This window comes from Roseibium hamelinense (assembly GCF_007830545.1).
Lineage (GTDB): Bacteria > Pseudomonadota > Alphaproteobacteria > Rhizobiales > Stappiaceae > Roseibium > Roseibium hamelinense.
Map to the genome: position 1 here is coordinate 1 of NZ_VLLF01000007.1, position 14,749 is coordinate 14,749.

Annotated in this window: 14 protein-coding genes; all 14 read right to left on the bottom strand. The window is 55.4% G+C overall.

What is annotated here, in order from left to right; translation table 11 throughout:
• Window positions 1–32: 32 nt before the first annotated feature.
• The 14 genes from JM93_RS14095 to JM93_RS14155 all read right to left on the bottom strand — a co-directional run bounded on the left by JM93_RS14095 (window position 33) and on the right by JM93_RS14155 (window position 14,641).
• Window positions 33–1,247 carry an IS256 family transposase gene (locus JM93_RS14095; protein ID WP_145344497.1) on the bottom strand — a complete coding sequence of 405 codons (1,215 nt, stop codon included), beginning with the start codon at window positions 1,245–1,247 and terminating at the stop codon, window positions 33–35.
• Between the two features lie 72 nt (window positions 1,248–1,319).
• Window positions 1,320–1,892 carry a hypothetical protein gene (locus JM93_RS14100; protein ID WP_145344498.1) on the bottom strand — a complete coding sequence of 191 codons (573 nt, stop codon included), beginning with the start codon at window positions 1,890–1,892 and terminating at the stop codon, window positions 1,320–1,322.
• Between the two features lie 19 nt (window positions 1,893–1,911).
• Window positions 1,912–3,231, bottom strand: coding sequence for a 3,4-dihydroxy-2-butanone-4-phosphate synthase (ribB, locus tag JM93_RS14105; RefSeq protein ID WP_145345229.1), 1,320 nt, complete (start codon window positions 3,229–3,231; stop codon window positions 1,912–1,914).
• Window positions 3,232–3,332: 101 nt separating this feature from the next.
• Entirely contained in the window at window positions 3,333–4,439 is a 1,107-nt protein-coding gene (locus JM93_RS14110) for a class I SAM-dependent methyltransferase (RefSeq protein WP_145344499.1), read from the bottom strand.
• 4 nt (window positions 4,440–4,443) lie between these two features.
• The gene (locus tag JM93_RS14115; protein ID WP_145344500.1) at window positions 4,444–5,676 is read right to left on the bottom strand and encodes a class I SAM-dependent RNA methyltransferase; all 1,233 of its coding nucleotides are present in this window, start codon (window positions 5,674–5,676) and stop codon (window positions 4,444–4,446) included.
• Between the two features lie 43 nt (window positions 5,677–5,719).
• Window positions 5,720–6,463, bottom strand: a complete 744-nt coding sequence (locus tag JM93_RS14120) for a TlyA family RNA methyltransferase (protein WP_145344502.1) — start codon at window positions 6,461–6,463, stop codon at window positions 5,720–5,722.
• Between the two features lie 49 nt (window positions 6,464–6,512).
• Window positions 6,513–6,659: a hypothetical protein gene (locus JM93_RS21755; RefSeq protein ID WP_155197454.1), complete on the bottom strand. Its 147-nt coding sequence runs from the start codon at window positions 6,657–6,659 to the stop codon at window positions 6,513–6,515.
• Window positions 6,660–6,666: 7 nt separating this feature from the next.
• Window positions 6,667–7,293, bottom strand: coding sequence for an SCO family protein (locus JM93_RS14125; RefSeq protein WP_145345232.1), 627 nt, complete (start codon window positions 7,291–7,293; stop codon window positions 6,667–6,669).
• 7 nt (window positions 7,294–7,300) lie between these two features.
• Window positions 7,301–7,828 carry a copper chaperone PCu(A)C gene (locus JM93_RS14130; RefSeq protein ID WP_145344504.1) on the bottom strand — a complete coding sequence of 176 codons (528 nt, stop codon included), beginning with the start codon at window positions 7,826–7,828 and terminating at the stop codon, window positions 7,301–7,303.
• A 510-nt stretch (window positions 7,829–8,338) separates the two neighbouring features.
• Window positions 8,339–9,757, bottom strand: coding sequence for an MFS transporter (locus JM93_RS14135; protein ID WP_145344506.1), 1,419 nt, complete (start codon window positions 9,755–9,757; stop codon window positions 8,339–8,341).
• Window positions 9,758–9,910: 153 nt separating this feature from the next.
• Complete coding sequence (gene dxs / locus JM93_RS14140) at window positions 9,911–11,830, bottom strand: 1-deoxy-D-xylulose-5-phosphate synthase (RefSeq protein ID WP_145344508.1); 1,920 nt, start codon at window positions 11,828–11,830, stop codon at window positions 9,911–9,913.
• A gap of 303 nt (window positions 11,831–12,133) precedes the next feature.
• A complete protein-coding gene (locus JM93_RS14145; protein ID WP_145344510.1) occupies window positions 12,134–13,300 on the bottom strand; it encodes a helix-turn-helix transcriptional regulator in 1,167 nt (388 codons plus the stop codon).
• A 99-nt stretch (window positions 13,301–13,399) separates the two neighbouring features.
• Window positions 13,400–13,657, bottom strand: a complete 258-nt coding sequence (locus tag JM93_RS14150; protein WP_145344513.1) for an exodeoxyribonuclease VII small subunit — start codon at window positions 13,655–13,657, stop codon at window positions 13,400–13,402.
• Between the two features lie 54 nt (window positions 13,658–13,711).
• Window positions 13,712–14,641 carry a histone deacetylase family protein gene (locus tag JM93_RS14155; RefSeq protein ID WP_145344516.1) on the bottom strand — a complete coding sequence of 310 codons (930 nt, stop codon included), beginning with the start codon at window positions 14,639–14,641 and terminating at the stop codon, window positions 13,712–13,714.
• Window positions 14,642–14,749 lie beyond the last annotated feature (108 nt).

Below are 14,749 nucleotides of genomic sequence, written 5' to 3' on the forward strand. Positions count from 1 at the left end.
GGTAGTGTCAAATATTTTTCGCACTTTTGTTTTCAGGCGACGGCTCCGTGGGTTTGGTGTTGCTCCTGGTAGAGCGGTGCCATGTTCATGTATTTTCGGGCGGACCATTTGCCGGCCGCGATATGTCTGAGTCTTGCCGCGGCCAGGTTCAGGCATGATTGACCATCCGGGAACGCCCCGACAACTCGCGTTCGCCGCCGGATCTCTTTCATTATCCGCTCCAGAGGATTGTTCGTCCTGATCTTGCGCCAATGGCTGTCCGGAAAGCCGTAGTAGGTCAGCGTCTCGTCGATGCTCTCTTCAATGAGATCGGCAGCTCGTGTCAGACGTTGTGCCCGCAGGTCTGCGATAACAGCGTCAGCCTTTTCCTGTGCTGCCCTGCGGTTCTCTTGGGCATGAATGGCCTTCAGCATGTGCGTGACCTCGCGCACCTTGGTGGATGGGACGTGGCTGAACACATTGCGATAGAAGTGAACCATACAGCGCTGCCACTGCGCATCGGGCAGATAGTCGGCCACGCTCTCCACGAGCCCCCGACAGGCATCAGAAATGATCAGCTTCACGCCACTCAAACCCCGATCAACCAAATGTCGCAGGAAGTTTGACCATCCGGACTTGTCTTCCTTGGCTCCTTCGCAGATCCCCAAAATCTCGCGGTAACCCTCGGAATTGACACCACTGGCTACAAGCAGGGACACGTTCCGCACTTCCCCTGCCCAAGTCCGCTTCATGACGATCCCATCGAGATAAAGATAGGGATGTTCGCCCTCGATCGGCCGATGGCGCCATTCCTCGATCTTGGCGTAAATCTTCTTGTTCAGGTTCGACACTGTACCGGGCGATACCCGGGTGCCCCATAATGCCTCCGTGATGTCCTCGACCCGTCGAACGGAAACACCGGCCAGATACATCTCGATCAGCGCTTCCTCGACACTGCTTTCCCGGCGCTGGTAGCGTTCGATGATCGCCGTTTCAAACGTCTGACGCCGGGGCGTCGGCATCTTCAGCTTAACGTCGCCGGCTTTCGTATGCAGGGAGCGCTCGTAACTGCCAGCACGGGTGTCCTGGCGGCCGTCACTGCGTTCATATCGCCCGGCACCACACAATCGATCCGCTTCCGCGTCCAACATCGCATTCAGCGCTTCTTCAACGGTGCCACCTACCATCTCGCCAAGATGGTCCTTGATACGGGCCTCATCGATCCGGAGCACATTCGTCAGCTCGGAGCCTTCAGTCTCATCAAACATTCCTTACTCTCCTTCAAACACTGTAGAAGGAGCCGTCAAATTCGAAAGTGCGAAAAATCTTGTACGTTATCCTTACTGGCCCGCTTGCGGCCGGGAGGCTTCAAAGGCGGTGATGCTGTCCAAGATGTCTTCCGGCTTCTTTGTGAGGGTGTGCAGTTGAATGGAGATCATGTCTCGGCCGTGCTCGCGCTGATGCCGTTTCCAGTTCTTCATCATTATACGCTTCCAAAATGGAAACCCCTGTTTTTTGGCGATGGAGGCCTCAAGGCTTCGGTTGAGCAGAATGTTGAGTGACGTCAATTCAATGTTCCGCACGGAAGTCGTTTTGAGATCGAGGCTTCTGATTGCGCCCCAGTCGATAAAGCCAATGCGCTCCACGAAAAGGCCCTCATTGTTTGCACCGAGCTGCGGCTGTTTTTTCTCAATCATCGGATAGTGCCAGAAGGAAATTCCAAGGGGAACGATTGCTGCTAGCGCGAGCAGTGGTATACCGGCCGCAAAGGATGCGCCGAGGAAAATCACTCCGAGAACGAGGCTGCCATAAACCATGGCTTCGCCATTGGATTTTTCGAACCCAATAGCGAACGGGACTGGGCCTTTGGCTTCTTCTTCCTTGTCAAAAGGATCAGTGGGTCTAGGCCGCATTCAAAAGATATCCCTTGTTTTAATTATCAATGATCTCGGTTTCATCGATCTTTATATCAAAACCCTCCAGTCCGACATAGTGGCGTTCGCGCGATGCCAAAAGACGAATGGAGCTGACACCCAGATCCTTCAAAATCTGCGCGCCCAGTCCAACTTCCCGCCATTGTTCCTGTCTAGCTTGTGCGGAGCTGTGCTCTTCATCGTCAGCCGCTTCAAAATCGCTTCTCGGTCGTTTTGATTGCCGTGCAACTCCAACAGAGCCTTCACGCAGATAGACAATGATGCCTCGTCCGCGATCTGAAAAATGCTGCATGGTTGCGTCGAGCGGCTGCGTCTTTCCAAAGACGTCGTCCAGAACCGACTCCAGTTGCAGCCGAACGGGCACACTCCTTCCGTCGAGGATGTCGCCATAGACGATGGCAACATGGTGCATTGGATCGTAAGGCGTCGAGTAGGTCATGGCATAGGCCGGACCAACAACCGTGTCGACCGGTTGCTCATTGATTCGCTCGACCAGGCGTTCTGTACGCTGGCGCCAGGCAATCAAATCAGCCACCGACACCATTTTCAGATTGTGATCTGCGGCGAATTCCGCAACCTGGGCGCCGCGTTTGACGGTGCCGTCGTCATTGACCAGTTCGCTGATGACGCCAACTTCTTCAAGACCCGCAAGCCGGCAGAGATCAACGGCCGCTTCCGTGTGGCCCGACCGCATCAAAACCCCGCCTTCTTTGGCCACCAGCGGAAAAATGTGGCCCGGCCGGACGAAATCATCAGCTGCAACATTGTTGTTGGCAAGCGCTCGGACCGTGGAGCAGCGTTCTTCAGCTGAGATGCCGGTCGTGAGGCCCTGGCGGTAGTCGACCGAGATGGTAAAGGCAGTTGCGAGCGGGGCGTCATTTTCAGCAACCATGGGGTCAAGACGTAAGCGCCGAGCGCTTTGCACCGTCATGGGAGCGCAGATAATGCCGGATGTGTGGCGCACCATGAAAGCCATCTGCTCCGGTGTTACCTTGGATGCGGCAACAATCAGATCGCCTTCATTTTCGCGGTCGTCATCGTCGGTAACAACAACGATCTCGCCGCGTTCAAATGCACGGATGGCTTCAGCGACACGGGCTTGGGTCACAGGGTGCTCCTTGGTGGTGGAAAGGCCTAAAAAGTCGTTCGGGGTGACGGCGCCATCGGTCGCAATGGCGATCTTGCGGGCCATGTCTCTCGACACCCAGACGTTGGGATCATTGCAAAGTGCTGTCACCGAAGCGGGTGACAGGTCGGCCCGGCGCGCAAACGCGCTCCGGCTTTCCCCATGTTGCGACAACCACTGATCCAGTCTCATTCGGATCATTTACGATGTCTGCATTTCAGTTACAAGATAGAGCGTTAAAAAATTTCAGTATCACTGAAACAATGGCGGTGCCTTATGCGGCAGTCCGATTGTCAGGGCTTCTTGAACACCGCTACACGGGACACGAAAGCTGGCGCCACAGCAGTCTGAGTGAGGTTAACGGCCTGTGCCATATCCGCAAAGTCTTCGCCCAGATAGGACATGTAATAAGGCTCGTGGAACATTTGCGGGAAAATGGTCAATAAACCATCATATTCCGGCACATCACCGGTTTGCAGGCTATCGACAAACAAGAACGTCCCGCCCGGCTTGAGCACACGGGCCACTTCCGAAAAGACTTGCCGCCTTATCTTCGGCGGCAATTCATGGAAAAGGTAGACGCAGGACAGAACGTCCATGCTGTCGTCCGCGAAGGGAAGCTTCTCTGCTGGGGCGGTCACAAAAGCAGCTCTTGGTTCTTTCAAGCGTTTGCGGGCGATGGTGAGATAAGGCTCCGACAAGTCCACTCCGATGCCTTTCAGGCCCGGAAAGGCGGCAAGGGCAGGGCGGATCAGCCCGCCGGTACCGCAGGCAAGATCCGCATAGCGGATTTTGCGTTGGTCACGGCGTTGCAGGATGTGTGCGAAAGGAACCAATGCGCGCCTGCGCATGGCAGCCGTGGCGCCCGAAAACAAAACATCCACCTGGAAGTCATAAATTCGCGCGCTTTCTTCCGACAACCAGCCGTCGGTCTGGAAGTGAAAATTTTGTCGGTAGTAGCGAGGCAGGGCACTTGCAAAGTCCGGTGGTGTTTCGTTGACTTCCTGATGGGCCATCGTGGCCCGGCGCCGGGCCACTTTGGGTACGTCCTTGAAAAAAGCCCTGCTCGTTGCGAGCAGTTCCGCTGGCGACATGGTGCCATCCTGAGGCATTGGATAAAGTCCGGCCTCAACAGCCTTCATGTCCTCGGCGAACAGTTTCGCAATATCTGCGAGCATTTGCTGCTGGCTTGGTACGGGGCCATCCGGAACAGGTTTTGACACGGGCGGCAGGTCTTTTGAAATCCGCTGAGTGACGCGGCGCATTGCTTCGGAGTGAAGTGTGTACAGCGCAACGCGGCTCGTCTGCCGCAAAGCGTATTGGGTGCGGCGGGCAAGGCGTGAAATCGAAGGCGGTCCGAACAGTCGGTTTTCCGTATTTGTCGTACCCGCATCGGCCATCAAGTCATTCCCGTTTCAGAACTGCGACACACTCAATATGGGGCGAATATAAAAACTGGTCTACCGGCGTGACGGTGTGAAGCACATATCCGCCATCGATTAGTATCCGCAAATCCCTTGCAAGAGTTGCCGGATTACAGGATACGGCGACCACGGTCCCGATGTTGCTAGCGGCCAGCGCCTCGGCTTGCGCCTGTGCACCGGCGCGCGGCGGATCGAAGACCACTGCGTCGTAGGGCTCAAGTTCATGCTTGATCAGGGGACGCCGGAAAAGGTCGCGGCGTTCCATCGTCACGCGCTTGAGCCCGCGCGGTGTACGAAGGGCCTTATCCAGTGCCCGCAGCGCTTTGTCATCGCCTTCGACCGCATGTACATTTGCGCTTCTAGCAATACGCAAAGCAAATGTGCCAGAACCGCAGAACAGGTCAGCAATTTCTTTGGCCTGGCCCAGCCCGTTGAACACCAACCGACTGAGCTCTTCTTCGGCGGCTTCCGTCGCCTGAATGAACCCTCCCGGCGGGGCGACAACTGGGATCTTGCCCATATCCAAGACGGGCGGGCGGATTTCTATTAGAGTTTCGCCGTTGACGGAAAGGCGGGCCAAGTCCATCTCCGCAGCGGACTTTGACAGTGCCGGTATTTTCCGATCGTATGACTTTTCGGCGCCTTCAAGCGAGACATCCGGACCTGACTTGGTCCAAAGGACGACGACTTTCAGCTCGCCCTTTTTTGGGGTCACTTGCTGCGCCAGGTTGCGCAAATTCGGAAGCAACGCAACAATTTCAGGCTTTAATACGGGACATTCACGGACGTCGACAAGACGTTTACTGGCTTTTTCATGATACCCGAGCACCAGTGTTCTGCCTGACCAGGCTGCCGTAAGGACTGCGCGCCTCCTGCTTCCTGGTTTCGAGGGAACGGTTGGCTCCACAGTGTGCAGAATGCCGCGGTCTCGCAGAGCGCTGGTGACGAGCCCGGTTTTCCAATCTAGATAGGACGGTTCATCGAGATGCTGCACCGTACAGCCGCCGCATGTGCCGAAATGCGGGCAGTGCGGGGCAATCCGGTGCGGGCTTTGTTCGAGTATGGAAACGTTCTTGGCACGTCCGGCGGCTACCTGTGCACGCACCCGCTCTCCGGGCAGGGCACCAGCAACATAGATCGGGCCATCTGGCGTTTCCGCAATACCGTCGCCGCGATGCCCAAGTTTCGAAATTTGAAGTTCTGTTTCTGTCATTGGCGAGCGATAGCGCTCAGATGTCCAAAGTGCAAGTCAATGGTCAGCTGCCGGTCTTTCGCCCGTAAAGCAGCCATTCCAGATTTCCGTCTCCACCGACGATCGGAGATGGCTCGAGCGCACCGGCCTGCCACCCAGACATACTGCCCAGCCAATCTCTAAGAGTATTGGCCGTGGTGAGTGCTGTCTCGGGGGTAACAAGACCACCCTTGCGGATATTCGCACGGCCGGCTTCAAATTGAGGTTTTACCAATAGTGCGGCTTCGGAGCCCGGCGCAGCCAGCGCAAGAGCGGGAGGGAGTGCGAGTTTCAAAGAGATGAAACTTACATCTGAAACGACGATTTGCGGTGTGTCGTGAGCAATATCTGCAGGTGTCAGGTCTCGCGCATTCAAACCGTCCCGCCAGACAACGCGTGGGTCCGACTTTAGAGTGTCATGCAACTGATCGTGGCCTACGTCTATGGCGTGAACCTTGCGAGCGCCGCGTTCAAGCAAAACCTGTGTGAAGCCGCCGGTCGAGGCCCCAACATCGAGACAGATCTTCTCACTTGGATCCATAGCAAACAGATCAAGTGCAGCCAGCAGCTTTAGTGCCGCGCGGGACACGTATCGGGAAGCGGGGTCACTGACCTCGATTGTCGCGCCCTCGGCAACATTGTGCGCCGGTCTTTCAACAATTCTCCCATTCACGGTGACAGTGCCGCGGGTGATGGCGTCGCGCGCCCGCGAGCGGGAGGGAAACTTGCCGATATCGACAAGATGCTGGTCGAGACGCTGTTTGGTCATATCAGCCGCTTATTCGATGTGTTTCGGGATGCAAAGATTTTAGAGTGGCTCAGAAGCAACCCGCGATACCAGCAAGGATCTTGTCGAAATATACACGTTCACCGGCGCGCAGCCACAGGAGTCCAGAGGCTGTGAGCACGATAGCGGCTCCCAGTCCCAGTCCTGCATAAAGCGGCATGCGCATCGGTGCGTTCATGTTTGCCTCAAGATGTTCCTTCAGCGTTCTCGATCAGCCGGTTCAGCTTTTTGAGCGCGTTTTCTTCCGCTTCTCCATAAGCAATTGTGCCGACGAAGCGGTTGTCCTTGTCCATTAGAAACACTGCGGCCGAATGGTCCATTGTATAATCGCCGTCGTCAAGCGGGACCTTTTTTGCGTAGACCCTGTACGCCTTAATTGCCGCGTCAATCTGTTCTTTTGATCCAGTCAAAGCCAAAATACGATCGTCGAAAACAGATACATACTCGCTGATAACCTCAGGCGTATCCCGTTCCGGATCCACGGTAATGAAAGCATAGTGCAACTTGTCGGCATCAGGTCCGAGTTTGTCGATCCATCCCTGCACTTCCGACAAGGTGGTCGGGCATACATCCGGGCAGAAGGTGAAACCGAAGAAAAACACCTTCGGTTTATCCGCCAAATCCGTATCAGTCACGGTCGTACCGTCGCCATTGACCAATTCAAAAGGACCGCCGATCGCTGAAATAGGGTCGACCAATGCCCCACGGCTGTCCGAGTTCATCGTCTGCGTGTACACAAGTGCGCCGGATGCAATGGCAAGGACAGCAACTGCCGCCCAAGCTCCATAGCGCACGATTTTTAATCCTGACATCTCGTCCTCAATTGTGTCCGTGTCCGGAATGATCTTCATGCCCGGAATGATCACCGTGGTCCATGGAACCATGTTCCATGTTTTTTGCGCCGATTTTTGCGACAGACAGATTTACCTCGATATCGCCGCCATGCTCGAAACTTAGTGTGACCGGTACTTGCGAGCCTTGTTTGAATCCTTCGCCTATACCCATGAACATGATGTGCAGGCCGCCAGGTTCAAGCGATATCGTCTCGCCGGCTGGAATGGTAATCCCGTCAGCCAGCTCTCGCATTTGCATCACGCCATCGTTCACGGCCATCTCATGCAGCTCAACCCGTGGCGAAACCGGTGAGGTGGCTGCAACAAGACGGTCTTCTTTCGAGCCATTGTTCGTGATGGTAATAAATCCGCCACCGGCTTTCGCCCTCGGAGGTGTAGCGCGGGTCCACGTGTTTTCGATAATCAAATCGCCGTGCTTGATCTGATCGGCGCTTGCAGTGGTTGCAGCTGCCAATAAGGCTGCGCCGGCAGCCATCGCCTTCAAAAAAATCATCTTGTTTTCCTTGAGTTCTGAAAGAAGAGGGCGTTTGCCCGGAAAATGTTCAGCTAAGGAAATCAGGTGGCCCGCGGATGAGCCTTAACCGCTGGTATGGGGCGATTAGTTCGGAAAAAGTAATTCCAAATGCTGCCCGGTGTGCATCGTTTTGAGGAACAGCGAATCCCTCGGGCGCTGGATCAGAAAATTGGACATGGCCGTGCGGGCAAACCGGCCCGCATTCACATGTTGCCGGGTGGTGGGCCGGTGCGGAATGTTGCGGTGCAAGCTCCTGAGACGGCTGGCAGAGTTGAAGTAAACCTGCGGCCATGCTCTCGGGCGAAAGGGCCATGCCCACCGCAACAAACAAAAGCCTGAACAACACGGCGTATCCGGCGAGCACAGCGATTGGTTTTCGCTCTGCTTTCAAGTCGAGAAGGATGCCTTTTGTGATGTTCATGCCGCGTTATTGATCATGAAATTGAAGTGCGGTCGAGAGCCAGAATGCCGCAACGAGCGTTTTAAGCCCTAGGCCTTTTCGGTTTGTTTGGAGTGTTCTTGGCCACCCGGTTGGCCTTCTGCTTCGGGCTCAGGGTCCTGTTCGTCGAGATCATCGCCGTCATCCACGAGAATTACCTCCTCGGTGATTTCTTCAGCCTCTGGGCTGTAGATCATGTCTTCATAAGCGGGAAACTCTTCAGGTGCGATGACGTTGTCGGCGTCCACATCCAGAGGCTCCGACGAAAGAACGGTGCCAACCTGAGCGGTGGTGGCGTATTCGAAGTCGGTTTTTTCGTCTTGCGTCAACGAGCTGCGAGAGAAAATACGCGTCATGATGAATGCAACCATTGCCAGCTCCACCACGATCACCATCATGTAAAGACCGCTCGGCCCAACTCTTTCCATCAGTATCGATGCCGTTAGCGGACCACCAACAGATCCGATCCCAAATGCTAACAAAAGGCCGGAGGAGGTTTCGACAAAGTCCTCCGGATCTGCGTAGTCATAGCCGTGTGCGGTCGCGATCGCATACGCTGGCTGCGAAAAGACACCGACCACGATTGCAAGCCCTGCGGCGGCATAAAATCCGGTTGGGGCAATCAGTACGATTGCAAGAGATGAAGCAGCCGTAAACGCACCGAGTCCCATAAGGACATAACGGCGATCCATGCTGTCCGACAGGCGCCCGATCGGCCATTGAGATAACATGCCGCCTCCGATAATTGCCGCGGCATAAAAAGCGGATTGTTCGGTTGATAGCCCGATTTGCGAGCCATAGAGCGGTGTTAGGGTTAAAAGCGCGCCATTGGCAATGCCGATCAGAAGACAACCAACCATCGCGGCAGGAGAGTTGCGGTAAAGCTTGACCGGCCGGAACTGGACCAAGGCAATAGGGGCCGGCTGGTTGGTTGTCGTCAACGCAACAGGCATGACCGCCAAGCTGACGACGACCGATGCGATGGCAAATGGTATGAATGAGTTGATGTCCATGATCGAGATTGACACTTGGCCCATCATCAAGGAGCCGAACAGCACGACAACATAAACCGACATAACCATGCCGCGGTTTTCGTTGCTGGCCCGCTCATTCAGCCAACTCTCTACGATCATGTAAAACGCTGCAAGACAGAAGCCGGAAATGACGCGGATGGCAAACCAGGCGACCGGTTCCACCAGGATGGGATGCAATATCGCAGCTGCCGACATAAGGGAAACCATCGCTGCATAGGCGCGAATATGTCCGGCGCGCATAATCACGTGCGGTGCACCAAGGCACCCCAGAACCATTCCGATAAAGTAAGCGGATGAGATCAAACCGATTTGTAGATCGGTAAAAGCAGCCTGAGAGGCCGCCAGCGGCAAGAGCGTGGACTGCAGGCCGTGGCCTAAGACCAATAACGAAACCGACAGCAGCAGCGCCGAGATGGAGGCCAAAGTTTGCGCCATTGCCGCGCTCCGACTGAATGCGGTTTAAAAACAATGCGCCGACAGATCTGCCGGCGCGTAAGTAGGTACTACTTAAACCCACGCTTCTCAGCGATGGACTGCTATGTCAATCCACTAAAATTGCATAGCTCGGAGCATTCACAGACGAAAAAATCAGGCCCTGACTGTGTCGGTCAGTTTTAAATCGCCAAGAGCTTGAAACACCACTTTCAAAATGCCGTCGGCCGACAATCCTGCGTCGCGGTACATAGCATCAGGCTTGTCCTGATCAATGTAGCGGTCGGGCAGGCAGATCGTCCGGATTTTCAAACCATGATCAAGCAAACCTTGTTCGGCCAGAGCGGACAGAACGTGACTTCCAAAGCCGCCAACTGAGCCTTCTTCCACCGTTACAAGAACTTCGTGTTCCCGTGCCAGCCGGTTAATCAGCTCCAGATCAAGCGGTTTAGCAAACCGGGCGTCCGCCACGGTTGTCGGCAGTCCGGCCGCGTCCAGTTCATCGGCTGCTTTAAGGCATTCCGACAGCCTGCCTCCAAACGACAGAAGCGCAACCTTTGTGCCCTCCCGGCGGATTTGTCCTTTGCCAATTTCTAAGACTGTCCCGCGCTCTGGCATGTCGAGTCCGACACCTTCGCCGCGCGGATAACGGAATGACAAGGGGCCTTCATCGTATGCGACAGCCGTCGCAACCATATTGCGCAGTTCGATTTCATCCGCCGCGGCCATCACGACAAATCCGGGCAAGCAGCTCAAATACGCGGTGTCAAAAGCACCGGCGTGGGTTGGCCCGTCGGCGCCTACAAGACCTGCGCGATCGATCGGGAAACGGACCGGTAAGCCCTGAATTGCGACATCGTGCACCACTTGGTCATACGCGCGCTGCAGAAAGGTTGAATATATTGCGGCGAAGGGCTTGTATCCCTCGGTAGCAAGCCCCGCAGCGAACGTAACGGCGTGTTGTTCCGCGATGCCAACGTCGAAAGTGCGCTTCGGGAAGGCTTCGCCAAACAGATTCAAGCCGGTGCCATCAGGCATTGCTGCGGTGATAGCTACAACCTTCTCGTCCTCCTCGGCCTCTCGGATCAGCGAGGTCGCGAAAACGTTGGTGTAGCTCGGTGCGTTTGCTTTTGGCTTTGCCTGTTTGCCGGTGACGACATCAAACTTTGCAACCCCATGATACTTGTCTTTCGCGCCTTCTGCCGGCGCATATCCTTTGCCCTTTTGCGTGACGGCGTGGATCAGGACTGGGCCGTGATGGGTGTCTCGCACATTCTTCAGGATGGGAAGCAGATGGTCGAGATTGTGCCCGTCAACTGGACCGACATAATAAAATCCCAGCTCCTCGAACAGTGTTCCGCCGGTCCAGAAACCACGTGCGTACTCTTCTGCGCGCGCAGCTTTTTCCTGAAGAGGCTTCGGCAGTGTTTTTGCAAATGATTTGGCCGCGTCCCGCAGAGACTGGTAGGTTTTGCCCGATACCAGCTTGGCGAGGTAGGCGGACATGGCCCCGACCGGCGGCGCTATGGACATGTCGTTGTCGTTGAGGATCACGATGAGTCTTGAACCGAGAGACCCAGCATTGTTCATGGCTTCATAGGCCATGCCCGCAGACATTGCGCCGTCGCCGATGACCGCGACAACATTGTTGTCACCGCCATCAAGATCCCGGCCCACAGCCATGCCAAGGCCGGCCGAGATGGATGTCGACGAATGGGCGGCGCCAAACGGGTCATACACGCTTTCAGCACGTTTGGTGAACCCCGACAGTCCATTGCCCTGCCTGAGCGTGCGGATTCGGTTTCGGCGTTCGGTCAATATCTTGTGGGGATAGCACTGATGGCCGACATCCCAGATCAAGCGATCGTCCGGAGTGTTGAAGACGTAGTGCAGCGCGACCGTGAGCTCCACCACGCCGAGACCTGCTCCCAGGTGACCGCCCGTAATGGACACGGCATCGATCATCTCGGCCCTGACTTCCTCTGCAATCTGTTTCAGATCTGTTTCTGGAAACTTGCGCAGGTCTGCCGGCTTGATAATTTGGTCAAGAAGTGGGGTATCCAGTGGGGATTTCACGGTACGATCATCTCTCTGCTGTAATGTTGGGCAGCCTTACACGATGCGTATCTAGGGCGCAAACCGTAGTGCGGGCAATTAGCGGGTAGCTTTGTCGCTGCTTTCACCGCAGCGTTACACCTCACACTACAATTTTTGGTCTATATTGGTAAAAAAAGCCATCTATCACCCTTTAGGGTGATGCATTAATGCGCGAAGTGTCATAGCAAATACACGTGGTCGATGGGGCCACGTGCACAGTGATCAACTGGGGCCGCTCTTGCGGCCCCTTTTTTTAACGCGGTTTTGCAATGTGGATCTGCGTTAGAAGAGCTGACCCAGCTCGTGAACAAGGCGGGAGAGTGCCAGCTGGGACTGGCAGTTTGTTTTCTCGAAAATCCTGCGCAGATGAGTCTTGGCCGTGTTCCGGGTAATTTCCAGCCGGGTCAGGGTGTCCTGCATCGAGCCGGTAATCGACAAATGATATGCCAGTTCAGCTTCTCGCGACGACAATCCAAACCTTGAATTCAGCAAAGAAACGACCTGCTTGGAAGGCGGGCGCTGATCTCGCACCACGATGAGAATGTGGTCTTGAGATGGCCCTACTGTCGTGGGTTTACGGCTAACGCCACGCACAACCACGTGGGACAACGCGCGATGGTCGTTTTCGACAAAGATCGAGTGCGGCTCGGTCGGGCGGCATGCCCCGGATTTGTTCTGTCGCGCCGCATTTGCCAATTCGTCCGAGACGGCAATGAGGGCGGCTTCAATATCCCGGACCCGGGGAACGATGCGGTCTGCGCGGCAGTCGAACAAGTGGCCGATGGTTTCAAGAGGAACATCACGCATCGAGGGCTGGACCAATCGAAAATCCCTGTCGAGAATGAAGGACAGCTGTCCGGGGCTTTGAAAGAGAAAGCCGAGCATGTCCTGCTGTGGCGGGAATTGCGCAATCTTGTCATGAACATTCAGTGCAACCAGCAGCGCTTTGGACAATCGTGAAAACACTGGTGCGACAGCCGCAGGATCCGCATCCGAAATTGCGATGTTTGGAAAAAGACAGCCGAACAACACACATCTGCTGTTGTCTCTGATAAGTGGGGTGATGAAACCCGGCCAATTCGCAATGTCGTTCGGGTTCGAGTGTTGGCAAACGCGGTCAAGCATGCCTGCGCCCTCGGGCCATTGCGACAAGAGCTTTGCCTTGCAATAGGGATAGTTCGCAGATGCTGTACGCAGCAGGAAGGTTAAAGCCGATGTGTTGCCTTCAGCCTTGATACCGGTCAGGAAATCGATCAATTGCGCTGCTTTTTCAGGGCAGCAGTACCGCCCTGTGTGATGCTCGAACCGGTCAAACTCGATCACAAAGAGCTTGCATTCCAACTTTTGTTCGGCGTGCGACAGGGCTGCAGGAAGAGTTTCCTGCTGAAGGGTGCTTCGGTGCACACCCTCAATAATCTTAATTTCATCGTTTGCGGTTAGCGAAAGCATAAAAAGAGGGTCGCGGAAACACTACCAATTGGCAACCACCAATTCGCTCAAAACGATTGTCCAATTGCCGGTTTGCCGGACTGGTTGTCCTGCTCGCCCTCAGCTTTCCGGATCGAGCTGTGTGGTGGACGCCGCTGCCCCGTCGTGCCCAAGCTGAATCTTCTCGACTTTTGATTCTGCCGATTTCAGCAGTTTGTCGCAATGCTGGCGCAATGCCGCGCCGCGTTCGTAGATTTCGATGCTGCGCTCCAATGGAACGTTCCCCTGTTCCAATTCCCTGACAATCGTTTCCAGCTGCTTCAAGGCATCTTCGAAGGTAAGGGAGGCGATATCCTGAGGCACTTCTGTGTTGGTCATATCGGTCCGGTATTGGGTTGGTTTGCTGATTGCGAACGCGTCACCTGCAGATGGTCATGCGTCCATCAAGGTTAAAACATGAGCTGCCACGGATCGCGCGAGCCCCTCCAAGTCATAGCCGCCCTCTAGCACTGACACAACGCGCCCGTCGGCATGTTGATCGGCAATACCCATCAAAGCTCGGGTTGCCCACGCAAAATCTGTCTCGGTAAAGTTCAGCCCACCAAGCGGGTCACGCATGTGAGCATCGAAACCGGCAGAAATGATAACCAACTCGGGTCTGAAGTCGTTGAGTCGTGGCAGTATGACGCTGTCCATCGCTTCTTTAAAAACAGTCCCGTCGGCACCTGGCGGTAGCGGCGCATTAACAATGGTCCCGGCGTCGCCGGTCTCATCCGCAGCTCCGGAACCTGGGTAAAGCGGCATTTGGTGCGTGGAGCAGTACATGACGCTCGGGTCTGACCAAAAAATATCCTGGGTCCCATTGCCATGGTGGACATCGAAATCAATGATGGCGACACGGTCTAGACCATACTTGTTTTGCGCATAGCGGGCTGCAACAGCCACATTGTTGAAAAAACAAAATCCCATGGCGCGGTCTTTTTCCGCATGGTGGCCGGGAGGGCGTGAGGCCGAAAAAGCGTTTTGGACTTTTTTGTCCAAGACCTCGTCCACAGCCCGGCAAGCTCCGCCTACGCCGCGAAGCGCGGCCTCCCAAGTGCCCGGTGACATGGTGGTATCTGCATCAACCCGGGCAAGACCCTCATCCGGCGACAGATTGTGCAGCATATCGACATAGGACATTGGATGCGCACGGGCTATGTCTTCAACGGTTCCCACGGGGGCTAGATCACGTTCGAGCGCCTGAAACTTCTCATGCTCCAATATCCGGTCAACCGCGCGCAGCCGGTCAGGGCGTTCAGGGTGGCCAACGGGAGTAAGGTGATCAAGATAACTCGAATGATGAAGCAGGAGTGTCGACACGGCGGGCGTTTCCGGAGATCAGATGTTGTTCTCTTATGGTGAAGGCCATCTGAACGGGTCGGCCCACATGTGTCAATCGCACAGGTGTCAGTGCACCCTGTTGGAGAA